This window comes from Pseudomonas sp. MS646, from assembly GCF_036693845.1.
GTDB lineage: Bacteria > Pseudomonadota > Gammaproteobacteria > Pseudomonadales > Pseudomonadaceae > Aquipseudomonas > Aquipseudomonas chlororaphis_E.
The window spans coordinates 3822654-3846418 of record NZ_CP144763.1; the positions used below are offsets into that span (position 1 = coordinate 3822654).

The 23765-nt window shown below is 60.5% G+C and carries 19 protein-coding genes and 1 tRNA gene; 3 read left to right on the forward strand and 17 right to left on the reverse strand.

The window, feature by feature from the left end:
* Positions 1–10: 10 nt before the first annotated feature.
* The 10 genes from V3H56_RS16705 to V3H56_RS16750 all read right to left on the reverse strand — a co-directional run bounded on the left by V3H56_RS16705 (position 11) and on the right by V3H56_RS16750 (position 12882).
* The gene (locus V3H56_RS16705; protein ID WP_042727892.1) at positions 11–964 is read right to left on the reverse strand and encodes a PDR/VanB family oxidoreductase; all 954 of its coding nucleotides are present in this window, start codon (positions 962–964) and stop codon (positions 11–13) included.
* Positions 964–2007 carry an aromatic ring-hydroxylating dioxygenase subunit alpha gene (locus tag V3H56_RS16710; RefSeq protein WP_042727893.1) on the reverse strand — a complete coding sequence of 348 codons (1044 nt, stop codon included), beginning with the start codon at positions 2005–2007 and terminating at the stop codon, positions 964–966. Before V3H56_RS16710 ends, V3H56_RS16705 begins: the two co-directional genes overlap by 1 nt.
* A complete protein-coding gene (locus tag V3H56_RS16715) occupies positions 2004–3077 on the reverse strand; it encodes an aromatic ring-hydroxylating dioxygenase subunit alpha (RefSeq protein WP_042727894.1) in 1074 nt (357 codons plus the stop codon). The genes V3H56_RS16710 and V3H56_RS16715 overlap by 4 nt, the downstream gene beginning before the upstream one ends.
* 48 nt (positions 3078–3125) lie before the next feature.
* Positions 3126–4325: an MFS transporter gene (locus tag V3H56_RS16720; protein WP_042727895.1), complete on the reverse strand. Its 1200-nt coding sequence runs from the start codon at positions 4323–4325 to the stop codon at positions 3126–3128.
* A 126-nt stretch (positions 4326–4451) separates the two neighbouring features.
* On the reverse strand, positions 4452–6980 hold the full coding sequence (locus tag V3H56_RS16725) for an MMPL family transporter (protein ID WP_042727896.1): 2529 nt from the start codon (positions 6978–6980) through the stop codon (positions 4452–4454).
* 4 nt (positions 6981–6984) lie between these two features.
* Positions 6985–8088 carry a YCF48-related protein gene (locus V3H56_RS16730; protein WP_042727897.1) on the reverse strand — a complete coding sequence of 368 codons (1104 nt, stop codon included), beginning with the start codon at positions 8086–8088 and terminating at the stop codon, positions 6985–6987.
* A gap of 70 nt (positions 8089–8158) precedes the next feature.
* Positions 8159–9523, reverse strand: coding sequence for a DUF1329 domain-containing protein (locus tag V3H56_RS16735; protein WP_042727898.1), 1365 nt, complete (start codon positions 9521–9523; stop codon positions 8159–8161).
* A gap of 12 nt (positions 9524–9535) precedes the next feature.
* A complete protein-coding gene (locus V3H56_RS16740; RefSeq protein ID WP_042727899.1) occupies positions 9536–11215 on the reverse strand; it encodes a DUF1302 domain-containing protein in 1680 nt (559 codons plus the stop codon).
* A gap of 350 nt (positions 11216–11565) precedes the next feature.
* Entirely contained in the window at positions 11566–11928 is a 363-nt protein-coding gene (locus V3H56_RS16745; RefSeq protein WP_042727900.1) for a Rieske 2Fe-2S domain-containing protein, read from the reverse strand.
* Between the two features lie 15 nt (positions 11929–11943).
* On the reverse strand, positions 11944–12882 hold the full coding sequence (locus tag V3H56_RS16750) for a VOC family protein (protein WP_042727901.1): 939 nt from the start codon (positions 12880–12882) through the stop codon (positions 11944–11946).
* Positions 12883–13207: 325 nt separating this feature from the next.
* Here V3H56_RS16750 and V3H56_RS16755 point away from each other — a divergent pair, with 325 nt between their 5' ends.
* Together V3H56_RS16755 and V3H56_RS16760 are read left to right on the forward strand one after the other, a co-directional pair.
* Positions 13208–14119 (forward strand): LysR family transcriptional regulator, encoded by a 912-nt coding sequence (locus V3H56_RS16755; RefSeq protein WP_003173128.1) that lies wholly within the window; start codon positions 13208–13210, stop codon positions 14117–14119.
* A 152-nt stretch (positions 14120–14271) separates the two neighbouring features.
* Positions 14272–15429, forward strand: coding sequence for a prolyl oligopeptidase family serine peptidase (locus V3H56_RS16760; protein WP_042727902.1), 1158 nt, complete (start codon positions 14272–14274; stop codon positions 15427–15429).
* A 77-nt stretch (positions 15430–15506) separates the two neighbouring features.
* Here the strand turns inward: V3H56_RS16760 and V3H56_RS16765 are convergent, their stop codons facing one another.
* The 7 genes from V3H56_RS16765 to V3H56_RS16795 form a co-directional block, all read right to left on the reverse strand.
* Entirely contained in the window at positions 15507–16865 is a 1359-nt protein-coding gene (locus V3H56_RS16765) for a cytosine permease (protein WP_042727907.1), read from the reverse strand.
* 203 nt (positions 16866–17068) lie between these two features.
* Positions 17069–17551, reverse strand: a complete 483-nt coding sequence (locus tag V3H56_RS16770) for an isochorismatase family cysteine hydrolase (RefSeq protein ID WP_317617126.1) — start codon at positions 17549–17551, stop codon at positions 17069–17071.
* A gap of 670 nt (positions 17552–18221) precedes the next feature.
* Positions 18222–18297, reverse strand: a tRNA-Gly gene (locus V3H56_RS16775).
* 62 nt (positions 18298–18359) lie between these two features.
* Positions 18360–18920, reverse strand: coding sequence for a CDP-diacylglycerol--glycerol-3-phosphate 3-phosphatidyltransferase (gene pgsA, locus V3H56_RS16780; protein WP_042727903.1), 561 nt, complete (start codon positions 18918–18920; stop codon positions 18360–18362).
* A gap of 32 nt (positions 18921–18952) precedes the next feature.
* On the reverse strand, positions 18953–20776 hold the full coding sequence (gene uvrC / locus V3H56_RS16785; protein ID WP_123579857.1) for an excinuclease ABC subunit UvrC: 1824 nt from the start codon (positions 20774–20776) through the stop codon (positions 18953–18955).
* 2 nt (positions 20777–20778) lie between these two features.
* Complete coding sequence (gene uvrY, locus V3H56_RS16790) at positions 20779–21420, reverse strand: UvrY/SirA/GacA family response regulator transcription factor (RefSeq protein WP_003200277.1); 642 nt, start codon at positions 21418–21420, stop codon at positions 20779–20781.
* Between the two features lie 125 nt (positions 21421–21545).
* Entirely contained in the window at positions 21546–21980 is a 435-nt protein-coding gene (locus V3H56_RS16795; protein ID WP_042731332.1) for a GNAT family N-acetyltransferase, read from the reverse strand.
* Between the two features lie 629 nt (positions 21981–22609).
* On the opposite strand from V3H56_RS16795, the gene V3H56_RS16800 reads away from it, so the two are divergent.
* Complete coding sequence (locus V3H56_RS16800) at positions 22610–23680, forward strand: 3-deoxy-7-phosphoheptulonate synthase (RefSeq protein WP_338473636.1); 1071 nt, start codon at positions 22610–22612, stop codon at positions 23678–23680.
* Positions 23681–23765: the final 85 nt, after the last annotated feature.

A 23765-nucleotide genomic window follows, 5' to 3' on the forward strand; every position in this document is an offset into this window, starting at 1 on the left:
TGAAAAAACCTTAAAGATCGAGTACCAGCCGCGCGCTCTTCGCACGGGAGCAGCAAGGCGTGAACTGGTCGTTGCGGGCTCGCTCGGCATCGGTCAGGAACATGTCACGATGCTCCGGCTCGCCGTCCAGCACGCGCGTGATGCAGGTGCCACAGATGCCCTGTTCGCAAGACAGCGGGATGTCGATGCCAGCCTCCAGCAATACCTGGGCAACGCTGAGCGTGGCCGGCACTTGGAAGCACTGCCCGGTGCTAGCCAGTTGCACCTCGAACCCGCCCGCTTCACCCACCGGGGCAGCGGCGGCGGTAAAGTACTCATGGTGCAGTTGCGCCTCGGCCCAGCCTTGCGCGCGCGCCGTGCCAAGCACGTGGTCCATGAAACCGTTGGGGCCACAGACGTACAGATGACGGTCACTGGCCGGCGTGGACAGGACCCGAGCACTGTCCAGGCGCTGGGCATCCTCGCCATCGTCCATATGAACGTGCACGCAATCGGCGAACGCCGAATGACGCAGGTACTCAATAAAGGCCATGCGCCCGGCCGAGCGGCCGCAATAGTGCAGCTCGAAAGGCGCGCCGATCCGCGCCAGGCGCTCGGCCATGCAAAGGATCGGCGTGATGCCGATACCGCCGGCGAACAGCACGCTGTACCCGGCCCCATGCTCAAGCGGGAACAGATTGCGAGGTTCGCTGATGCGAAGTGGGCTGCCTTCGTGCACCTGCTCGTGCATGGCCTGCGAACCGCCGCGAGACGCCGGGTCGAGTAACACCCCCAGCAGGTAGCGGTGGCGTTCTTGCGGGTGATTGCACAGCGAGTACTGGCGCACCAGGCCATTGGGCAGATGCACGTCGATATGCGAGCCGGCACTGAAAGCCGGCAACATGGAGCCCTCGGCGGGGGCCAGTTCGAAGCTGTAGATGCCTTCGGCTTCGAGGCGCTTGCGAGTGACGATGACTTCAATCATCACTTGGCACCCGCAGGCTGCTCGGCAGCAATCATGCGGTCGAGTACACGCCGCGCCCGGACCGCTCCTGCATCACCGATCAGCAGCACCGGTTTCAAGTCCCAGAACGATGCAGCGCCCATCATGCGCTGCTGCGCCTCGAGCATTGGCAAGTCTTCATCGGCAAAGGGCCGGCTGATCGCGGCCGCCTGCTCATCAGCGAATCGCTCGGCAAATTTGCCCATTGCCTTGGGGAAACAGACTGAGAACCAGTAGTGAGTCGTGGTCTCGGTCTCTGGAGTGAACAGATGCGGAATCGGTGTGGAAACGCCCTTATCTCTTGGGAGACCGGTCGCCACTGCACCGGAAAACAGCAACATGTTCGCAGGCGCATCCCAACGTACATCGATCCAACGATCCACCGGCGTACCTTGGGGGATGTTCCAGGCGGTGTAGAGGAACTCTGGCATAATTTCCGCAACCGTCTGGCGGTTGGACCAAACGGTGTTGTCCTCCTCTTGCACGCTAGTCAATGCACCCTTGACGCCATCGCCACCCAACGTAGACGGATGCAAAAATTCGATATGACTCAGGTCCATGATGTTGTCGGTTTCCAGCACGTAGTTGGCTTTTGCGTGCAGGTAGCGTTTGCCGACATACCAATGGTCTTCATCCATGCAATTGAAATCCGGAATCAGCGCCGCATCGGCCAAGTGAGGATCCCCCATCCAGATCCACAGCAAGCTGTAGCGTTCAACCAGCGGGTAGGCCTTGACCTTAGCCGCCTTGGGAATGGCACCATCGCCGTGGGGGTTATGCACACAGGCGCCACTGCCATCGAATTCCAGGCCGTGGTACGGACAACGCACCGCATCGCCTTTGAGGATGCCCATGCCCAGGGGCGCGAAACGGTGGGGACATCGATCGGCAATGGCTTGGGCATTACCTTGGGTGTCGCGAAAAAACACCACGGGTTCATTGAGCAAGGTTCGTTGGAACAACTCGCCAGCCTTGATCTCGTTTCCCCAGGCGGCCGCGTACCAGACGTTGCGTAGAAAGCTCATCGCAGTTCCTCTTTTTCATAGTTTGATGACCGACTGGCTTGCGTCTCCGCTCGCTCGGCTTCCATCAATCGACGCAGAACACGTCGACAGCGCACGGCCCCTGCATCGACTGGCAGCAACACAGGGTTGAGGCCAAGCAGTTCAACCTCACCAATCTGGCGCTGTTGAGCCTCGACCATGGGTTTGTCTTCACCGGCGAAAATACCGATCAACATCTCCTGGACGAAGGCATTCAACTGCGCATTGTCCTGCTCGAAACTGCGCGTGTTGGCAAAGAAATAATGGGTGTTGGCCGCGTCCTGCGGCGTCATCAGATGCAGGTTCCATGTCACGGGTCCCTCTTCCCTGGGACGCCCTGGGGGCGTGGCACCACTGCCCAGCAACATCAGACCGGGCGCGTGCCAGATGACTTCTGCCCAGACGTCTGCCCGGCTCGGATCTTCAAGGTGAGCGCCGAAAGCCGGCGGGGGCACATCGTCCGGCGCCCACCAACTGATGCGTACGCGATCGTTGGGCAATTCCTCGATGGTGGCTCGGGTGTGTGACAACGCCCCGCCACCGAGCGTATCCGGGTGCAGGAAATCAACATGGCTCAGGTCCATGATGTTGTCGGACAGCAACTCGTAGTGCGCACGGGTCGGCAAATACCCATGCCCTTTGGCATGGGTGGGCGCCTGCTCGAAAAAGGAAAAATCAGGAATCAAGGCATCGCTGGCCAGGTGACGATCGCCCGGCCAGACCCAGATCGCCCCGTGGCGCTCAACGGCCGCGAAACCGCGAACACAGGCGGCCTTGGGGATGTTTCCTTCGCCATGGGGATTGTGCGTGCATTGGCCACTGCCATCGAAACGCAGGCCGTGGTACGGGCACTGGACGCTGTCGCCGACAACCTTGCCCCTATGCAGCGGGGCAAAACGGTGCGGGCAACGATCGGCGAGCGCCTGGATCACACCGTGGCTATCGCGAAAGAACACAATGGGTTGCTCGACGATGGTTCTGCCCAGCATGCCACCTTGCGCCAGCTCGTCTGCCCATCCAGCGATGTACCAGGTATTGAGCAAATAACTCATGCGGTTCTCCTCGTTGTTCTTATTGTGTTGAAGCGTCGAATGGGCAGGTCAGTGCTCAGGGTCTGCGGCCACCGCCGTGGCAAAAACAGACCCGCTGCCACGCAACCGGAGACAGGCCAGGGCTACCATCAATTGAACGCCCGCGACGATGCCCAAGGCCGCTGGCAAGGCGCCGATTACGCCGCCGGTGATCGCCAGCACCACCAGCGGGCTGGCGAACTCCCCGGCAAAGAACATCGCCGTGAAGCCGCCGGCGGCGCGGCCGCGCTGTTGGAAGTCGACCTGGCTCATGATCCAGGTGAGCAGGGTCGGCATCATCAGGCCGATGCCCAGACCGTTGATCAGGACGGCGATCACCACCAGCCCGTGACTGTCGGCTACCGCCAGCAGCCCGCCACCGATCCCGGCCGCGACGAAGGCCAGGAGCATCTGCCGCTGCGCCGGCACACCGCTCAACAGACGAAAACTCAGGGCGCCGACCAGTACGCCGAACTGACTGGCGCCCATGGTCAGGCCGATCTGCTGCGAACCTTCGACATGCAGCAGGTTAAGCAGGTAACCGACTTGTACCGGCACGATGAACAGGCTCAGGCCCGCCAGGAATGCCAGGGCATACAACGGTGCCAGCGGGCGCCAGGGGAATGCCCTGCCCGCCGTTGTGAGGGTGGCCGCCTGCGCACGCGGCTCCCACAGCAACCATGCCATCAGCGGCAGGAACACCAGCCCCAGCCCATACAGGGCAAACGGGGTACGCCAGCCGTGCTCGCCGAGCACTCCACCGATGGCAATGAAGATCGCCGCCGACAATGAGGTCGCGACCATTTGCAGGGCGAACATGCGTTCACGTCGCGCGCCGCTGTAGTAGTCGCCCATCATCGTGGTGCAGCAGGTCATGATCGCCGCTTCGGCCACACCGATGCCGGCGCGGCTGATCACGATGACCTGCAGCGACTCCAGCCATAGCGGCAGCACGCCGCAGACGGTGTAGAGCACCATCGCACCGATCAACAACGGTTTGCGCCCCAGTCGGTCAGCGATGATTCCGGCCACGGGAGCCAACAACGCAATCATCAACGCCGGCAGCGTCAGGGCAATGGGCACCAGCACGGCCACACCCGGTGTGTCGGCGAAGTGTTGCTGCATAAGCGGCAGGACGGGGGCCAGCAGCACCGCACCGAGCACTGGCAGGCAACTGCCGAGCAACAGCAACAATGATTGTGGCAAACCTGCCTGGCGCTCAACGCTCATCGTGCACCTCCGCAGGTTGCGCCGCGCAAAACGCCATGCCAAAGGCGCTCAGACCGGCGAAGAGGTCAAGCCATAGGGACCGCTGGAACAAATGCACACGAGGCATGGGAACGTCCTTTCTTGTTGTTATGACGCGACGGGATTGGCGTCTTTTATCGTTTGATCGTGCTCTGAAGTCAGGCGTAGCGAGTGCTTCACGCAAGCCCCCTCCTCGGCTACGGCAGGCATCAGCGGCAAGCTCGTCGAATGGCTGGGGTTGGCCTCGGCCGGCCCTGTACTTATCCGCTTGCTCGGCAACAGAAAGTGAGCCAGGGCCGGCAACAGGACCAGCGCGCCCACCATGTTCCAGACGAACATAAAGGCCAGCAGCACGCCCATATCGGCTTGGAACTTGATCGGCGAAAACATCCAGGTCGCTACGCCGATCGCCAGGGTCACACCGGTCAGCATCACCACCTTGCCGGTGGACAGCAGTGCCCGGTAATACGCCTGCGACAGGCTTGTGCCCTGGCGCATATGACCGAGCAGGATGCTCATCACATACAGCGCGTAGTCGACGCCGATGCCCACGCCGAGGGCGATTACCGGCAAGGTCGCGACCTTGACGCCGATGTTCAGCCAGACCATCAACGCCTCACAGAGGATCGACGTAAGCATCAGCGGAATCACCGCGCAAATCGTGGCGCGCCAGGATCGGAAAGTGATCAAGCAGAGCAGGATCACCGCGCCGTAGACCCAGAACAGCATTTCGCGATTGGCCTGCTTGACGACGATGTTGGTCGCGGCCTCGATCCCGGCATTGCCCGCGGCCAGCAGGAACTGGACCTCGTCGGTATTGTTCGCCGCGGCGAATTGTTCGACGTGATCCACCAGACGGTTCAGGGTTTGCGCCTTGTGGTCGGAGAGGTAGACGTACAGCGTCAGCAGGCTGCAATCTTCGTTGTACAGCCCGCGCGGCGCCCCGGCGGTGACCATGTTGAGCATTGCCTGGTTGTTCTGCAGCTCATACCACTTCGGGCTGCCTTCGCTCAGGCCAACCAGCATGCGGCGGTTGAGCAGTGCCAGGGAATTGGTCGAATCCACCCCTGGCAAGGTGCGCAACTGCCAATCGAGGGCATCGACCTTGTTCAGGATGTCATAGCGCGAACAGGCGCTGGCGGGGGTCTTGATCATGACCGCGAACAGATCGCTGCTGGCGCCGTAATGCCGGGTCAGGAATGCATCATCCTGGTTGTAGCGCGAGTCGGCCCGCAGCTCGGGCGCGCCGGCGTCCAGATCACCCACTTTCAGTTGCAGGCTGACGATGAAGCCGAGCGTCGCCAGCGCCAGGCTCAGCGCGATGCACAGCGCCGCCCACCGGCGCTGGGTGAACAGGTCGAGGAAGCGCCAGAACCCGTGGCGATTGTGGCCAGCCAGCTCGGCGTGCTCGCTTTTCAGGCTCAGTTGCGCCGCGCGGCCGCTGACCCCGACATAAGAAAGCAATATCGGCAGCAGGATCAAATTGGTGAAGATCAACACCGCCACGCCGATACTGGCGATCATCGCCAGGTCCTGGATCACCTGGATCTTGATGATCATCAGCACCGCGAAACCGACCGCATCACACAGCAGCGCGGTGAGCCCGGCAAGGAACAGGCGGCGGAAAGTAAAGCGTGCGGCGACCACCCGGTGCATGCCGCGCCCGATGTCCTGCATGATGCCGTTCATCTTCTGTGCGCCGTGGCTCATGCCAATGGCAAACACCAGGAACGGCACCAGCACCGAATAGGGGTCCAGTTGATAATTGAGCAGCGGCAGCAAGCCGAGCTGCCAAACCACCGCCACCAATGAGCAGAACACCACCAACAGAGTGCTGCGAATGCAGCGGGTGTACCAATAAAGCACCACCGTGGTGATCAGGATCGCCACGGCGAAGAACATCAGGATTTGCCGCAGGCCGGCAATCAGGTCACCGACTTTCTTGGCGAAACCGGTGATGCGGATGTCGATGCTGTCGCTCTGGTATTGGCTGCGCAGCGATTCCAACTGTTGCGACAGTTGGCTGTAGTCCAAGGGTTTGCCGTCGGGGGTGCGCTGCAACAGCGGTACCTGGATGATGCTCGAGGCCTGGTCGAACGCCACCAACTGGCCGATTTCGTTGGACAGCTGCACGTTGCGCCGCAATGCCGCAAGGCTCGCTGCGCCGCCATCGTAGTTATCCGGAATGACCGGCCCACCCTCCAGGCCCGCCTCGGTCACCGCCACCCAGCGGGTGGCCGGCGTCCATAGCGACTTCATGTACGCCCGGTCGACACCGGGCAGCAGGTAGATCTTGTCGCTCAACGCCTGCAGGGTCTTGAGGTAGGCGCTGTCGTAGATGTCGCCCTGCTTGTTGACCACCGCAATGCGCACCGCATTACCCAACCCGCTCAACTCCTTCTGGTGCTCAAGGTAGTTGGCGATGTAGGGCTGATGGGTGGGGATCATTTTTTCGAAACTGGCATTGAGTTCAACGCGAGCGGACTGCCAGCCCAGCACCAGCGTGGTCGCCAGGCACAGCAGCAACACCCACAGACGATGGTTGAACAATGCGCGTTCGAGCATCGAACCGGAGCGCGGATCAAAATCATCGAGCGCATTGGCAGGGGGCTGGAAAAACTTACCAGGAGACGTCATAACCTCACTCCGAAGCGGCAGTGGCTGGCCGCGCAAGACGCTGCAGCCCGGTGAAACCGGCAACGATCAGGCTGCCATCGGCGGCCTCGATCACACTTGAAACAGGTTTGCCCAAGGGCGCTCCCAACGGCAGCATCGCCGCGCCGGTCTGCTCGCTGTGGCGAAACAGCATGCCGCCCTGATTGACCAGCAACAGCTGGCCGTCGGCCAAACGGGTGGCATCGTTGAAGGAGATCGGTACGGGCACCGACAGACGCTGGAAACTGACGCCGGCGTCGCGGGAGACAAAGGCATTGCCCTTCAGCCCGGCAACCACCAGCGCGCCATCGTCACGACGTTGCAGCGTGAAATAGCTGCCTTCGTAAGGGCTGTCCAACTGACTGAACGACACGGCGTCATCGTCCGAACGGGCCAGGTAACCTTGCTCGCCAGCCAGGAACCAGCGGGTGCCCTGGTGACTGATCGCGTACAAGTGCATCCCGTTCGGGTTGGCGATATGCCCCATCAGCGAGTGCCAGGTAGCACCGCCATCGGTGGTCTGCAGCGCCACACCGTAGGCGCCGACGATGAGCCCACGGTGCGCGTCGACGAAATCCAATGCCAGAAAGGGTTTGTCCGGACCATCGGCCACCAGACGCTCGGCATTTTGTACCCGCGCCAGGGCGGCATCCGGGTCGGCAGCCGTGGCTTGCTCCGCCTTGGCGGAGTCCAGCTCCAGCTGTGCCACGCGCGCGCCGTCGAGCTGCAGCGTCCAGTGCTCGCCGCCATCCAGCGTCGCCAGCACCACGCCCGCGTGACCGACTGCCCAGCCCTTTTGCGCATCCACGAAGCGCACCGCCGTCAGGCTGACCGAAACCGGTACCCCAGCCTGTTGCCAGCTTTGCCCGTTGTCGTCGGAGAACAGCACCAGGCCGCGCTCGCCCACGGCCACCAGACGTGTGCCGGCACGCGCCAGGTCGATCAACACGCCGTTTTGTGCAACCGGTACCCGCATGGCCGGGGTATTGAGCGGCACGCCCACCGCAGCCGACCCGGCCAGGCACTCGCTCGTGGCGAAGGGCAAATACAGGGCCAGGAGCAACGCGCTCGCCTGATTGATTCTGTTCATAACCTACCTCGGACAAACACTCGTATCCCAAAGGCAGGCGACCGGCCTGCCCTTCACGCTCGGCTCAGGTCTAACGCACGCCGCGCCCCGCCATCGCTGCCGGCGAGAACTCCGAGGCCTTGTAGCGATCCACCGCGCGGTACTGCTCCGGCAACCCTGCATAGAGGTTCTGGATAAACCACGCACCGGACGTCAGGTCATAAAAACCTGAAGAGAGCTGCACCAGCCCCGGCAGGTCGGGCAATACCGACGGCAGCGACCAGAGGGTTTTGGCCAGTTGGCCGCTGGCATCCCAACGATCGCCGAGCAGCGCTTGCCAGGTGTCTTCATCGAGGTAGTAACGGCCCTTGGGCAGCTGGTGACGCTTGCCGGCGGCCACCGTCGATTCAAGCACCCAGACGCGGTGCAATTCCCAGCGCACGTAATCGGGGTTCAGATGGTGCTTGCCCAGCAGGTCCTGCGGCTGGGCAGCGTTTTGCACCTTGTTGGTGTTGTAGGGGACATACATCTCCTGCTTGCCCACCAGCTTCCAGTCGAACCGGTCTGTACGCCCCCCCCACACACTCAACTCATCGAAGGACATGACCCCAGCGGTGGACGGCGTCGGCGTGTCGCAGCAAGCGTTGGGCAGCGTGCGTACCCGGCGTTGGCCGCTCAGGTAGACATGGGCCTGGGATTTGTCACCGTTGATGTTCTCGCGCCCCAGGATTTGCTCGCCGGCACGAATCGCCGGGCCGAGATTGACAAAGTGCACCTGCCAGTAGTCGCCCGAGTAGTTTTCAGGGCCGCCCTCCTGGAAGTAGTAGGGCATTTCCTGGGTCAACAGGCCGTCGCTGGTCATCACCTGGTTGCCGTCGGCCGTCATCAGATAGTGGCGAAAATGCCCCGCCACCGAAGTGCCGCGCCAGTTCAGCACATGGTTCCAGATGGCTTCGGTACCGTTTTGTGGAATCGGAAACGGGATCCCGCCATAGGCGCCATCCGGGATCAGGCCGGCGCTGCTATTGACCAGCTTGGCGCGGGTCGCATTCTTCAGCGTGTTGTCATAAACCCACTGCGGCGCGGCCGCCGTGCGCCGGGTCGGATACACGTCGATGCGATAGGTGTCCGGAAAGCGCTTGAACAGCTCCTTGGTGCCGTCGCTGAGCTTGTCGGCGTACTTGGCCAGGTTCTGGGCGGTGATGCTGAACAAGGGTTTGTCTGCGGCAAACGGATCGCCGCGCTTGCCGCCCGGAACATAAGCCGGATCGACCTTGGTGTAGCCACCGTCCCAGGCCGGAATGCTGCCGTCGGAATTGCCGGCTTTCTCGGCACCGAAGGGCGTCAGGGTCTTGCCCAGCGCGGCCGCTTGTTCGGCGCTGGCGGCCAAGGCCATCGGCGCGGCGGCGACCAGCAGGGTTAAGCACAAGGCCTTTAGAGTGAACTGAATGGTCATGCGCAAATCCTCTTAGAACGTGGTCTTGACGGAGAAAGCCAGGTAGTCCCGGTCCTTCAACGACTGCTTGTAATTGAATTGGTTGGCGGCGTTGAGGCTGGTGTCCTCGGGACCGTAGAAGTGGGTGTAGGTCAGCCCCACGGTCACTTGGTCCAGGTAGGTGGCGGAGACGCCGATGTTCATGTCCCCTCCTCTGTCGGCGCCGAACCCGCTGATCACCGCCGACTTGCCCATGGGGAAATAGCTGATGCCCACCGGCAGGCTGATATCAATGCCTGGGAAGAACTGGCGGTAGGTTGGCGTGTACACCAGCTTCAAGCCCAGGCCGTCATCGGTGGCGTTGGGGTCCAGGGCTGCGCGATTGCGGGTCACGGCCAATAGGCGGTTCCAGGCCACCTCCGCTGTCAGGCTGGCTTCATTGGCGACGAAGGAAGGCCCCAGCGATGCCAGGACGTTGAGGTTGACGTGAGCCGTTCGGCCGACGGCGTACAGAGCGTCATCGTTGTTGTCCGCGTCGACACCCGCCAGGACGGTCTGGGCGTTGGAGACCAGCGGCATGTTCCAGCGCATCGATGCCTCGCCGGCAAAGCTGTACTCGTCCACGGAGGTGGCGAAACTGGCGCCCAGAACCCGGATGTCTTCCGGGTAGACCCAGGAATATTCGCCGATTTGCCCGGTACTGAAGTTCGGCCCGGTGGCATTCGGCTTCAAGTACAACGTGGGCGTTTTTTCGTGATACTGCAGCGCGTACAGGCCGTAATCCGTCGTCCCGGTGTTGTACTTGAGCTGCAGGCCGCCCTGGCCGGAGTTCCTGGCTTTCTTGTCTTTGCCATGGAAAAACGCAGCCGGGCTGTTGGCATTACCGCCCAGGAAATCCGGGAACGGCGCTCCGGTGATCAGCCTTTCATTGCCATCACCGATGGTATCGCTGGTGGAGAAATAGCTGCCGGCGCCCGGCAAGCGGGTGGCTTCCCACTCCAACTGATAGAAGGCGCCCAACGACACATCGTCGGTCAGTTGGTAGGCGGTAGACAGTTGGTTGACCGGCCGGGTGATTTCCTTGAATTGCGTGTTGGGCACCGATTGCGCCTTGACCACGTCCACCGGTGCCATAGCACCGGCAATGCCGTTGCCGCCGAAGAATAGGCTCTCGCCCCAGATCAGACCGTGGCGCCCCGCACGTACCGACAAGGCACGGTCGGCCAGTTCACCGTTCCAGTAGACAAAGGCATCCAGCAGTTCACTATCACCACCGTGCAGTTGACGGGTATCGCTGGTGAATTCATCGAAGCCCACCGAGCGCTGGTTGGCACTGGCCGCGTCGTGATTGTCGTTGCGTTCCTGGTAGACGGTGTCATACCAGGCGGCACCGCTCACACGGGCACCGAAGTTGTGAAAACCGATGTCCAGCTCGGAAAGAATATCCAGGCGATTGGAGATCAACCCCTTGCCGAAGTTGTGATCACCGTCATTCTGGTTCAGGGCCGTTTGCCCCTCGCTGAGTTTGCTGCTGGGCGCCTTCAGGCGCCAGGCCGCGCTGTACTTGAGCGTGTTGTCCCAGCGCAAGCTGAGATCGGGATTGCCGGTGTCGATCTGAAACGCCTGGGCTGCCGAAGCGCCAAGCCCCAGGCTTGCCGCAAGGGTCAGGGTGAAGGGGACGCGCCGCGACGCAGCGAACTTGCGAGTAGCCATCGAAGTAACCCTCTTATTGTTGTTGTATGTCAGCTCTTCTGGTGAAACGGCGCCCGCAGTCGAACCGGGCCAAGCCTGCACAGGCATGAAGCATCTATGGGAGAGTGAGTTTCAGGTTTGTCGGCGCCTCAGATGGGCGCAGCCGTGACGTCGAGAATCCGTCTGCGTTCATGCTTGTCTCACTCTTATTCTTGTTATTCACGCCAGCGTTCTGCCGGGGCAACCCCAGGCTTCACCACCGGCTGTGTTTGCACGCACTCGCTAACGCGTTGTGTTCACTTTCTCGGCAAAGCAGGCGTTTGACTAATCGCATGTAGGGATACGATGTATCAGCAACCGCGATACGTTAATCACGATGCATCGGCCCCCAGCTGACCCGCTTCGAGCACCAGCCAATCGGCCTCGGCACGCCATTTCAGCGCACTCAGGCGTTCCCCCAGGCACGGCCCGTAGACGCACAGGCCTGTGCCGGGAAGAAACCGCGCACCATGGGCGTAACAGACGATCTGGCGGCCATCGGCGCTGAGGAAACGATCCTTGCGGTACTCCAGGCGCACCGCCAAGTGCGGGCAACTGTTGCGATACACCCGCACCTGGTCGTCATGGCGCAGGGCAAATACGCTGTCCTTGCCCGACTCCAGAGGGTCGAACCCGCGAGCCTGCCCTTCGAGCAACTCATCCAGGCGACAGAGAACCATCGCGTCGTGGCTCATGGACGACCTCCGCATTCAGCCCTGCTTGGGCGGCGGGCCGCTCGGGAACCATTTTTCCCGGGACGTGAACAGGAACAGTTGCGAGTTATCCGCCGACAACGGTGCCTGGCGCGCTTGCCAGGCGTCATCGTGCTTGTCCATGTCGGCGTCGTATTCGATGTGACAGCCCAGCGGACTGTTGAAGTACCAGAACCAGTTGGAACCGAAGAGGTGGCGGCCCGGCCCCCAGAAACTGGTCCAGCCCTGCTGCTCGAAGCGCCGCCCGGCCAGCAGCACTTCCGTACCGCTGCCCATGTGGAAGGTGAAGTGCTCGCAGCCTTTCATGTGCGGCGGCGTCTGGATCATGAACAGGCAGTGATGGTCATCGGAACCGGCCGGCCGCATAAACGGGCCGGCGCCGACAAAGGTGTCGGTGGTGACGAAACCCAAGCGTTTGTAAAAAGCCTCGGCCTTAGCTGCATTCGGCACGAAATACACCACGTGGGACAGGGTCCGTGGCAGCGCCTGCATGTCGGGATTGATGCCAGGTTGGTTGACCGGGCGTTGAGGCGCATGGCCCGGCGCATTGGTCAGATCGGCTGGCGCGCTGTACGCACGCCGCACGCTGACCTGGAAAGCAAGGGCAAAGCCCATATCGTCCACACTGTGCACGGAGCCATCGGCACCGCGGGTCACCGGGCGATCGCGCCCCAGCTCATCAGCGATGGCCTCAAGATCAGCCTCGCTGGCCACGCCATACACCGTTTCACGTATCGAAGGCGCCGGCCCGATGGCCGCCGGCAGGCTGGCATCGTCTGCCCGGCGGATAATCACGGCAGTGCCGTCCAGCGCTTCAAAACGGCCCCCCTCGCTGTCGACATCGACAGGAAGCAGGCCGTAGTCACGCAGGCAATCGGTACAGGCTTGAATGTCGTCGACACCAAAAATAAGCGCGTCTAGGCCAATGATGCTCATTGAGTTACCACTCCATTGTCATTATTCAGCGCAGGCCTGGCGTCCCGCTATGGGAGCAGTGCCCGGCGGTACGCTGCCGAGGCGGGTCTTGGAGCCGATAAAGCGCCACGGCCAACCGACTGTGGGCTGATAGTGAAGGGCTAAAAACTCACTGACTAATCGCTTGTCAGAATGCGACCTATCGGCAAATGCGATACCTGGCCGCGAAGCGCAAAGGGCTTGAAAATCGAACACGGACCGCCCGATTCGCCCATTCACGCCTCTTGACGCCGCGATGGGAAGGTCGGAAGGTATTTACAAAATAAATACAAAAATCGAGACCGCCATGCGTTTTAACCACTTGGACCTCAACCTCCTGGTGGCGCTGGATGTGTTACTGGAAGAGCAGAACATCACCCGCGCCGCCGAACGCCTGCATATGACCCAATCCGCCACCAGCGGTGTACTGGGCAGGCTGCGCCTCTACTTCGAAGATGAGCTGCTGGCGCAGGTCGGACGCAAGATGCAGCCCACGCCTTATGCCCGTGAACTGGCGGCGCCGGTGCGCCAGGTGCTGCTGACGATCCAGTCCTCGATCACCGCCAAACCGGTGTTCGACCCCGCCACCAGCAAGCGCCATTTTCGCCTGATCACGTCGGACTATCTGATCAGCGTCCTGTTTGCCCGGGTGATCCAGAAAATCTCCCTGGAAGCGCCGCACATCACCTTCGAACTGCTGGGCCCCGGCGACACGTCCACCGAGATGCTGATGCGCGGTGAGGCCGACATGATGATCGTGCCTGAGCACTACCTCATTGAAGGTCACCCCTCGCAACTGCTGTTTGAGGAAGAGCACGTTTGCGTGGTGTGGGATGGCAACACGTTGGTTGGCGATAGCATCAGCCTCGATCAGTACATCGAGATGGGCCATGTCTCGGTGATTTTTGGGCGCAACCGGCAACTGAGCGTCGAAGAATGGCTGATGGGCCAGTATGGTTTTACGCGCCGCATGGAAGTTGTGACCCACGACTTTAACACCCTGCCGCAGTTGATCGTCGGCACCCAACGCGTCGCCACCATGCTCCAGCGCATGGCCAGGCTATACGCCAATTACCTGCCGCTGCGCATCGTGCAACCCCCGGTGAAAATCCCGGTGATGCGTGAGTTCATGCTCTGGCACCGGACCATGGAGGGGGATCCGATGCACCGCTGGCTGCGGGCAAAAATCAGTCAGATCATCAATGAGCTGGAGCAGTAGTCGACTCTATCTCCATTCGCAATACCTCCCATCCCGACTTGCGATTAGCCAAACTATGGGACTGCCCTTAGCCTGCTTCGAACCGTCAGGTCTAGCGATTCCCGTTCAGAACCTGGCCGCCAGCCTTTGCTTGCACAAGGACAATAACAATCATGTTTCGCTACTTCCCGACCAATTACGTGTGGAATCTTTCAGTCGACTTGGCCATTGAAATGGGCGCCCGTATCGGCGAAATCGAAGAGATGTGCGCGCCACTGCAAGAGGCCGCCAAACAACCGGACGCCGCCGGTAGCAAGGCCTTCCGTGAAACCTGGGCAAACATGGCCGACAAGCTGTGCAGCCTGGCGGAAGAAGACGAAGGCAAGGGGCGGATGCTGTCCGCCGGTGAAAAATATAACCGCGCCGCAACGTATTACCTGAGCTGCGAACGCCTGCAGGCCCATGGCGCCCCAGGCCGCACGGAGCTGTACCAGCGCTTTCTGCAGACGTTCCAGCGCAGTATCGAACTGGCACGAGAAAACTGCGAGCGCGTGGAAATCCCTTACGAAGGCAAACATATTTCCGGCCTGCTGGTGCGTGCCGAAGGTGTCAGCGGCCCGGCGCCGATTCTGGTGCAGGTCAATGGACTCGACTCCACCAAAGAAATGAAATACCGCGTCGGCCTGCCCGCCTGGCTGGCCAAACGTGGCGTGTCGTCGCTGATCATCGACCAGCCCGGGACAGGCGAAGCGCTCCGGCTACATAACCTGACTGCGCGTTTTGACAGCGAACATTGGGCCAGTCGCGTGGTGGATTGGTTGGAAACCCGCGACGACGTCGACGTCAAACGCATTGGTCTGGAAGGTGTGTCGCTTGGGGGCTACTACTGCCCGCGCGCGGTAGCCTTCGAGCCGCGTTTCGCGTGCGGTGTCGTGTGGGGAGCCAACCATGACTGGCGCGACGTGCAGAAACGCCGCTTGGAAAAGGAAGGCAGCTTCCCGGTTCCGCATTACTGGTCGCACGTCTCATGGGTATGGGGCGCCAAGGACACCGACGAATTCATGACCATCGCCGAAGATGTTCATCTGGACGGCATCCTGGATCGCATCAAGGTGCCTTTCCTGGTCACCCACGGTGAAAAGGATTCACAGATTCCCTTGAAGTGGGCACACCGCACCTATGAGCAGTTGGTCAACAGTCCCAAGCGCGAACTGAAAATTTTCACCGAACGCGAGGGTGGCGTGCAGCATTCGAGCTTCGACAACAGTATCAATGCGGGTCACTACATTGCCGACTGGGTGGCTGAAGTCCTCGGTGGTCGCATTGCGTGACGGGCATGACGTGGATGTTCCGTCACGCTGCGAGGGGTTGAGCTGCACGGTGTCACTGCGCAACCGGGCGATGGGCGTCAATGGGTTGGTTTGATCACCCCAATACTGCGCCGACTCATTAATCCGTAGTAAGCGCATGCCGGGAACAGCAGACCAACAAGCCACGCCAGATCGATACCCTGCAGTGCGGAGGCAATAGGGCCGACGTAGAGGGAAGTATTCATGAATGGAATTTCCAACACGATGGTCGCGAGGAACACGCAGATAGCAATCCCGTTCACCCGACCGTAAATCCCCGACGGGTCAAAGATATCCGCAATCTTGTATACGCCTTTGCGTAGCGCGTAGTAGTCGACCAGGTTGATTGCCGTCCAAGGGATTAAAAAATAGCTCATGAAAAAGATGAAATTCAGGAAAAATTGAATGAAGTCATCTTGAGCCATGGTGCATAACGCCGTTGCAACAGCACAGATAACGAGCATAAAGCTGGCGCGCACCTTCGGAGTGACCTTGAGCGCAGCAAAAGGCTCGATAACGGTAACCGTCGACATGAAGGCTCCATAGAGGTTGAACACGTTGATGGCGATCTGACCATAGAGCACGAAGGCCACGGCCAGCAAGGTGCTCCCCCCCAGAACACCGAGCAAATGGAGGCCAACGTTATCTGAGAAACCTGTGACGCCCTTGGTCAATACCGCACCCAGCAGCATCATCCAGCTTCCACCAATAACCGTGCCCGTGTAGCTGTACCAAAAGACCTGGCGTGCAGAAGTATAGGTAGGTAAATAGCGAGAATAGTCGGCCACATAAGGGGCGTAGGACAGTTGCCAAGTCACCGCAATGCTCACCGAGGCGAGGAAGCTCGCCAAATTGAAGCCCTGCGCCGTCCATTGGTCCGCGTCGACTGGCAGTGCAAGGGCGAGCAGGGTCGCGATCCCGAAAAAAACAACCGAAACCAACGACAGCACTTTTTGCAGGCGGTGGATGAGCGTGTAGCCAAACAGCGCTACCAGAAAGCAGAGTAAACCAAGCAGCACAATGTTCGCCTCACTGCTGAGGGGGCTTGAGGCGGCGACCGCTTGGGCTGCCAACAAGGTATTACTCACAAAAAAACCCAAGTAAATGAGCATGACGAACAACAGCGGAACAATGGCTCCAAATACCCCAAACTGCGCACGACTCTGAATCATCTGCGGGATGCCCAACCTCGGCCCCTGGGCAGAATGCGAAGCCATGAATACCGCCCCGATCAAGGAACCAAGCAGGATCGATAAAGCGCTCCAGAACAGATTCAGTCCCAGGCTGACCGGCAGCACACCGGCCGCAATCGTGGTGATGTTGGCGTTCGCCCCAAACCACACGAAGAACAGAGAACGGGGTTCGCCGTGACGTTCGGTTTCCGGGATGAAATCGATGCTTCTTTTTTCTACGTTCATCATGCTCTCCGCTCAGTCTTGGCAACGAGGCAGCTTTCCAGGCGCGCAATGGCTTGCATAAACTCTTCCGGCTGGAAGGCAAGGTGGTCTGGTTCCATCGTACGAAGTGAAGGTGCTGGCTCGCCCCTCCAGCGCCGCAACAGCTGTTCGGTAGAAAGCATGTCCAGTCCGTAAAGCCAGTTGGAGAGAATAAACAAGGCCGATTAATGGGCTGCGGAAGTTGTCGCCGTACAAGCGTCGGCCACGAGGCTCAAGTGGAAGTCGTTCTGATAGGCATCGAACAGGCTACTCATCACACAGACGTCAGTCAGCACGCCCATCACCACGAGATGTTTGATGCCGCGCTCCTTCAGCATCGGAGTCAGCCGAGTACCGTGGAAAGCACTGTAGCGTTGCTTATCAATGACAACGTCACCGGTTTGTGGGGCTAACACATCGATGATCTCTATGGCAGATGTGCCAGCGCGATAGCTTGTCGGTTTGCCCTCGGCATCTACGGGCTCGCCCAACGCCAAGCCGAAACCTTGGGCATCGTTGACATGACGGGTGTAGAACAAAGGGATGTTGTTTTTTCGAGCGCGATCAACCAGCGCTGTTGCGTTTTTGATTACTTGATCGAACCGCTCCAGAGGGAAGCCGTCTTCTTTCTGAAGGTCGATCACGAGCAAAGCCGTGTCTTGGGTCATCAGGTTTCTTCCAATTGCAGAGCACCAGGCGATAGCCGCAAGGCTCGCTGATAGCTATGAATAACCAGGCGCAGGCACCGCAATCGCGGGCTACGGAAAGTACGAGAAATATTCTCTAGGAAGGACTATCTGACTATTTGCCAAAAGCCGTTTTGCTTGGCGGCAACGCAGGAGGGAAGACGCTTCAGAGTCACATGGGAAGGCGCAACCGAACGACGTAGAAAGTTCTTCATGGCTCCGCACGGGACTAACGTTGCCCAGCCAAGTAGGCTGATGCACGTTATGCCGGGTCGAAATGCGAAACTGACCATGACGTAGACTCTTGGGGTAAGTCCCATCAGACAAGTAATATGCACGCCATAATATCGGAAGGCTCGGAAAGCGGCGGGATAGAGCGATATCAGAAATATCGTGATGTCTTATGGTATTCGGTATGCCGTAACACCACGCTACGAAACGTAGCACGCAACGCCGAAGTGCATCTTTGTGAACTTCCCGCTACAGGTGGGCAGCTTTGGCCACTTCTGTTCCTGGAGGTTTTGTCAGGCGCCCAGCATTGCGCTTCATACGCCGATAGTGTTTTCACGGGACGGCGCGGCAAAAGTCAAAGGGAGACTTTTCTTTGGACGAAAAAAATGGACCTCTTTTCAGAGATCCATTTTTTAATACTTGGAGCGGGAAACGAGACTCGAACTCGCGACCCCGACCTTGGCAAGGTCGTGCTCTACCAACTGAGCTATTCCCGCGTCTTGGTGTGGCGCATTCTATAGATTCAGATTACGCCGTCAACCCTTTGATTCAAAAAAGTTTATTTGGGGTCTACGTCGGTCCGCAGATGCGGCCAGGCGGCGCGCAGGTATTGGACCATCGACCACAGTGTAAGCCCCGCCGAAACCAGCAACAGCGCGTAGCCCAACAGCACCCAGAAACTGAAGTCCGACGGGTTGGCCAGCAGGATCACCAGCGCCAGCATCTGCGCGGCGGTTTTCCATTTGCCCAGGTTCGACACGGCCACTTGGGCGCGGGCGCCCAGTTCGGCCATCCATTCGCGAAGTGCCGAGACGACGATTTCACGACCGATGATCACCGCCGCCGGCAAGGTCAGCCAGAGGTTGCCGTGTTCCTGCACCAGCAGCACCAGGGCCACGGCGACCATCAGCTTGTCGGCCACCGGATCGAGGAAAGCACCGAAAGGCGTGCTCTGCTCCAGGCGTCGCGCCAGGTAGCCGTCAAGCCAGTCCGTTGCGGCGGCGAAGGCGAAGACCGAGGCCGAGGCCGCGTAGCTCCAGTGATACGGCAGATAGAACAGCAATATGAAGATCGGGATCAGCAGGACACGGAGAACGGTAATCAGATTTGGGATATTCATCGGCACAACTGGCTGCGAGGTTGACGGGCATTCTACTCGCTGTGCAGGTTTGCATAAATCGACTCAGCGAGCTTTTTACTGATACCGGGTGCTTTGGCTATCTCTTCGATGCTTGCACGAGACAGCTCCTGCAATCCACCAAAATGTTTCAACAGGTCGCGACGCCGTGTCGGGCCGACCCCCGCCACGCCTTCCAGCGTCGAGGTACGGCGGGTCTTGCCACGGCGTGCGCGGTGACCGGTAATGGCGAAACGGTGGGCTTCGTCACGGATCTGCTGAATCAGGTGCAAGGCCGGTGAATCGCCTTTCAAGGTGAATTCATGGGCCGCATCGTTCAGGTACAAGGTCTCGAAACCGGCCTTGCGCGTCGCGCCCTTGGCAACACCCAGCAGGATCAGGTCGGGAACCATCAATTCATTGAGCACGTCGCGGGCCATGGATAACTGGCCCTTGCCACCGTCCACCAACAGGATGTCCGGCAGCTTGCCCTCCCCGTCCTTCAACTTGCCGAAGCGCCGCATCAATGCCTGATGCATTGCCGCATAGTCATCGCCCGGCGTTACGCCTTCGATGTTGTAGCGACGATAATCGGATTTGATCGGGCCTTCCGGCCCGAACACCACGCAGGACGCCACGGTCGCTTCGCCGCTGGAATGGCTGATGTCATAGCACTCCAGCCGCTGCGGCGGCTCTTCCAGGTTGAGGACCTCGGCCAGGGCATCGAAGCGCGCGGCAACGTGCTGGCGGTTAGCCAGGCGCGCGCCCAGGGCCTGTTCGGCGTTGGTCACGGCCAGTTGCTGCCAGCGCGCGCGCGTGCCGCGAACGCGGTGGCTGATGGTCAGTTCCCGACCGCGCAGGGTCTGGATGGCTTCGGTCAAGGCCGCGAAGTCTTCATGGACCACGTTGACGATCAATTCGGCAGGCAAGTCGCGTTCCGGGCTGCTGACGTAGTACTGCCCCAGAAAAGCGGCCATGACCTCAGCCACGTCTTCCTCGATACCCACCTGGGGGAAGAAATTCTTGCTGCCCAGCACCCGGCCACCGCGCACACTGATCAAGTGAACGCACGCGCCACCCGGGTTGGTGAACGCGGCGATCACGTCGACGTCGCCGCTGCCGCCTTCCATGCTCTGCTGGTCCTGTACCCGGCGCAGCAGTCCGATCTGGTCGCGCAGCTCGGCGGCCCGCTCGAATTCGAGGTTGATCGCCGCCTCTTCCATCGCCGCCGAAAGCTCATCGGTCAACGCGTTGCTGCGCCCCTCCAGGAACATCACCGAGTGACGCACGTCGTCGGCGTAGACCTGGGGCTCGACCAGCCCGACGCAGGGCGCCTTGCAGCGCTTGATCTGGTACTGCAGGCACGGTCGGGTGCGGTTCTTGTAGTAGCTGTCTTCACACTGGCGAACGAAAAACGTCTTCTGCAAAAGGCTCAGGCTTTCCCGAATCGCCCCGGCGCTGGGGTAAGGCCCGAAGTAGCGGCCTTTGGCCTTCTTCGCCCCACGATGAATGCTCAGGCGCGGAAACGCCCCGTCGGACAGGAACACGTACGGGTAGGATTTATCGTCGCGCAGCAGGATGTTATACGGCGGCCGCCATTCCTTGATCAGCGTCTGTTCAAGCAGCAGCGCTTCGGTTTCATTGGCGGTGATGGTGGTTTCGACTTGCGCGATACGCCCCACCAAGGCGGCGGTCTTCGGCGCCAGGCCGGTTTTGCGAAAGTAACTCGCCAGGCGTTTCTTGAGGTTCTTGGCCTTGCCGACGTAGAGCAGGCGCGCCTCGCTGTCGAACATGCGATACACGCCTGGGCGGCCGCTGCAGGTGGACAGGAAAGCACTTGGATCAAACAGTTCGGTCATTGTCAGGCGCTGGCATCGACCATGCCGTGGCGCACCGCAAGCAGCGTCAACTCGACATCACTGCTGATCGAAAGCTTCTCGAAGATCCGGTAACGGTAGGTGTTGACGGTCTTGGGCGACAGGCACAGCTTGTCGGAGATGATCTGCACCTTCTGGCAACCGACAATCATCAGGGCTATCTGGATTTCCCGCTCGGACAGCGCATCGAAGGGCGAATCGTTGGTCGGCTGGAATGACTTGATCGCCAACTGCTGGGCGATCTGCGGGCTGATGTAGCGTTGCCCGGCAAAAACCAGACGAATGGCCTGGACCATCTCGTTCAACCCGGCGCCCTTGGTGAGGTACCCCGCCGCGCCCGCCTGCAACAAACGGGTGGGGAACGGGTCTTCCTCGCAGACGGTCACCGCGACCACCTTGATGTCCGGGTGGCTGCGCAACAGCTTGCGCGTGGCCTCAAGACCGCCGATGCCGGGCATCTTGACGTCCATCAGCACCACGTCAGGCTTGAGTTCACGCGCCTTGATCAGGGACTCTTCCCCGGATTCAGCCTGGCCAACCACCTGCAGACCGTCGATATCAGCCAGCATTCGTGTAATGCCCGTACGGACGAGATCATGGTCATCGACCACTAACACCCTAATCAAGCAGACACCTCACGATTTGGTCTTATTTGGGTTGATCCACACCTTAGCAAAAAGCATCCGGCAGACCTAGCGCAAAGGGGCATATAAAAATTACAACAAGTCTTATAGACAGACGAGCCGAAGCGTCAAGCGCCGACTTCTCGCTCCATCCTCAGGAAACACTCATCCTCGCCGACGACCCGCAGCCCCATGCGTTCGTACAGCGCCCTGGCCGGATTGTCCTTGAACACCGTCAGGCGCAGCGCCGGACGTCGCTCCTGGCCCACCAGGTCCCAGGCCTGCTTGATCGCCCAGGCCCCGGCGCCCTGGCCGCGAAAGGCCTCGCCAATCTGTAACTCACGAATATACAAGGCCCGCGCATCCCGGCTGAGGCTGACAAACCCCACGTCCTGGCCGTCGCGCTGGATGATCCAGTTCTGGCGGATAATCCAGGCCAGGTCGAAGGCGTCGTCCTGCCAGAGCAAATCATGTTTCAGGTAATAGCCAAGCATGTTGATGCAGGTCAGCCGCCGGGCAAAGCCGATGTCCCCGGCCGTCGCCGCGCGCCATTGGAAACTCATGAGCACCTCGTCAAAACCCTGCCACCGGCAAGCCCGTCAAACCCGAAGTTTGTCATAAACCCCACCGGACTCAAGCCAGGAGGGACGATTGCATCGCGCCCATAGCATTTTCTGATTGAACCGGCGCACCGCCCTCTAGTAAGCTCGGGACCATTGAAACGGAGACCGACCATGTTCAACGCCCCTTCACCCCTTCAGGCCACCCGCGCATCGCGCTCGGTTGCGGCTGCATGGGCGAATGGCGTCCAGGCTCCGGCCAGCTTTTATTTTGGGTATTGGTTTAGCCACTGGCGCGCCTGATACCCCACCGGCGCCCACTTCAAACGGGTCGCCTTCCAGAGTTTTCCAAACCCCCGGTCGGCCTCCCGACCGGGGGTTTTGTTTTTTCAGCTCCACACACATTCGCATCACCAGACACCTTGAGGATTGAGCCATGAACTACGCCACTTATTACCGTTACGACTTTTGCGCCTGGCGATTTACCAACCTCCGCTCGGGACAGCCTGCCGCCTCCGATCGGTCACCTATCGGTGGCATGCAAACACTCAAGGCCAGTACGGCCAACTGTCGAACACCCCAGTAGGGCCGGCGCGGGAAAAGAACCCGCTGCCCGCCCAGGAAGCCAGATCATGAATTCGTCCGTTTCCGCTTTGCCGCTGTCCACGCTCAACCCTGCCAATGAAGCCCTGACCCTGCGTCTGCCCAGCTCGTTGCAGCTCAAGCACCAGTTGCCGCTCACCCATGCGCTGAGCCAACAAGTCGACGCCCACCGCCGCGCCATCCGCGCCATCCTAGACGGCCATGACCGCCGCTTGCTGGTCATCGTCGGCCCCTGCTCCCTCCACGACCCGAAATCAGCCCTCGAATACGCCGCCAACCTGGCACGCGTGGCCCATGAGGTAAGCGACAGCATGCTGCTGGTGATGCGCGCCTACGTGGAAAAGCCCCGCACTACCGTGGGTTGGAAAGGCCTGGCCTACGATCCCGGCCTGGATGGCAGCGACGACATGGCCGCCGGCCTGACCCTTTCCCGGGAGCTGATGCGCGAAATGCTGCAACTTGGTCTGCCGGTCGCCACCGAACTTTTGCAGCCCATGGCCGCCAGCTACTTCGACGACCTGCTCAGTTGGGTCGCCATCGGCGCACGCACCACCGAGTCGCAGATCCACCGCGAGATGGCCAGCGGCCTGGGCATGCCGGTCGGCTTCAAGAACGGCACGGACGGCGGCGTTGGGATTGCCTGCGATGCCATGCGCTCCGCAGCCCATGCCCATCGGCATTTCGGCGTCGACAGCCAGGGCCATCCGGCAATCATCCAGACTCAGGGCAACCCCGACACCCACCTGGTGCTGCGCGGCGGCCATCGTGGCCCCAACTACGACCGCGACAGCGTCGCGCAGATACACGGCGACCTGACCCGCTTGAAGATTCCCGCCCGGATCATGGTCGATTGCAGCCATGCCAACAGCGGCAAGGACCCGTTGCGCCAGCCGCAGGTGTTCAACGATGTGCTGGAACAACGGCTGCAAGGAAACCGCGCGCTCATCGGCATGATGCTGGAGAGCCATCTGTTCGAAGGTTGCCAACCGCTAGGCCCGGCGATGCGCTACGGCGTCTCGGTCACCGATGGCTGCCTGGGCTGGGACGCCACCGAGCGACTGCTGCGCGAGGCTCATCGCAAACTGCAATCAGCCGTCTGAAATCCCGCGAACGCTTTCTACAGCAGTGGTGAGGGAGCAAGCTCCCTCACCACGACAAGCGTCTTCGACAAGCCCCCTAGATTTC

Bases quoted from the DNA above. Each gene is read 5' to 3' on its own strand.
- V3H56_RS16705 (WP_042727892.1), bottom strand. From the start codon at position 964: ATGATTGAAGTCATCGTCACTCGCAAGCGCCTCGAAGCCGAAGGCATC.
- V3H56_RS16710 (WP_042727893.1), bottom strand. From the start codon at position 2,007: ATGAGCTTTCTACGCAACGTCTGGTACGCGGCCGCCTGGGGAAACGAG.
- V3H56_RS16715 (WP_042727894.1), bottom strand. From the start codon at position 3,077: ATGAGTTATTTGCTCAATACCTGGTACATCGCTGGATGGGCAGACGAG.
- V3H56_RS16720 (WP_042727895.1), bottom strand. From the start codon at position 4,325: ATGAGCGTTGAGCGCCAGGCAGGTTTGCCACAATCATTGTTGCTGTTG.
- V3H56_RS16725 (WP_042727896.1), bottom strand. From the start codon at position 6,980: ATGACGTCTCCTGGTAAGTTTTTCCAGCCCCCTGCCAATGCGCTCGAT.
- V3H56_RS16730 (WP_042727897.1), bottom strand. From the start codon at position 8,088: ATGAACAGAATCAATCAGGCGAGCGCGTTGCTCCTGGCCCTGTATTTG.
- V3H56_RS16735 (WP_042727898.1), bottom strand. From the start codon at position 9,523: ATGACCATTCAGTTCACTCTAAAGGCCTTGTGCTTAACCCTGCTGGTC.
- V3H56_RS16740 (WP_042727899.1), bottom strand. From the start codon at position 11,215: ATGGCTACTCGCAAGTTCGCTGCGTCGCGGCGCGTCCCCTTCACCCTG.
- V3H56_RS16745 (WP_042727900.1), bottom strand. From the start codon at position 11,928: ATGAGCCACGACGCGATGGTTCTCTGTCGCCTGGATGAGTTGCTCGAA.
- V3H56_RS16750 (WP_042727901.1), bottom strand. From the start codon at position 12,882: ATGAGCATCATTGGCCTAGACGCGCTTATTTTTGGTGTCGACGACATT.
- V3H56_RS16755 (WP_003173128.1), top strand. From the start codon at position 13,208: ATGCGTTTTAACCACTTGGACCTCAACCTCCTGGTGGCGCTGGATGTG.
- V3H56_RS16760 (WP_042727902.1), top strand. From the start codon at position 14,272: ATGTTTCGCTACTTCCCGACCAATTACGTGTGGAATCTTTCAGTCGAC.
- V3H56_RS16765 (WP_042727907.1), bottom strand. From the start codon at position 16,865: ATGAACGTAGAAAAAAGAAGCATCGATTTCATCCCGGAAACCGAACGT.
- V3H56_RS16770 (WP_317617126.1), bottom strand. From the start codon at position 17,551: ATGACCCAAGACACGGCTTTGCTCGTGATCGACCTTCAGAAAGAAGAC.
- pgsA (WP_042727903.1), bottom strand. From the start codon at position 18,920: ATGAATATCCCAAATCTGATTACCGTTCTCCGTGTCCTGCTGATCCCG.
- uvrC (WP_123579857.1), bottom strand. From the start codon at position 20,776: ATGACCGAACTGTTTGATCCAAGTGCTTTCCTGTCCACCTGCAGCGGC.
- V3H56_RS16795 (WP_042731332.1), bottom strand. From the start codon at position 21,980: ATGAGTTTCCAATGGCGCGCGGCGACGGCCGGGGACATCGGCTTTGCC.
- V3H56_RS16800 (WP_338473636.1), top strand. From the start codon at position 22,610: ATGAATTCGTCCGTTTCCGCTTTGCCGCTGTCCACGCTCAACCCTGCC.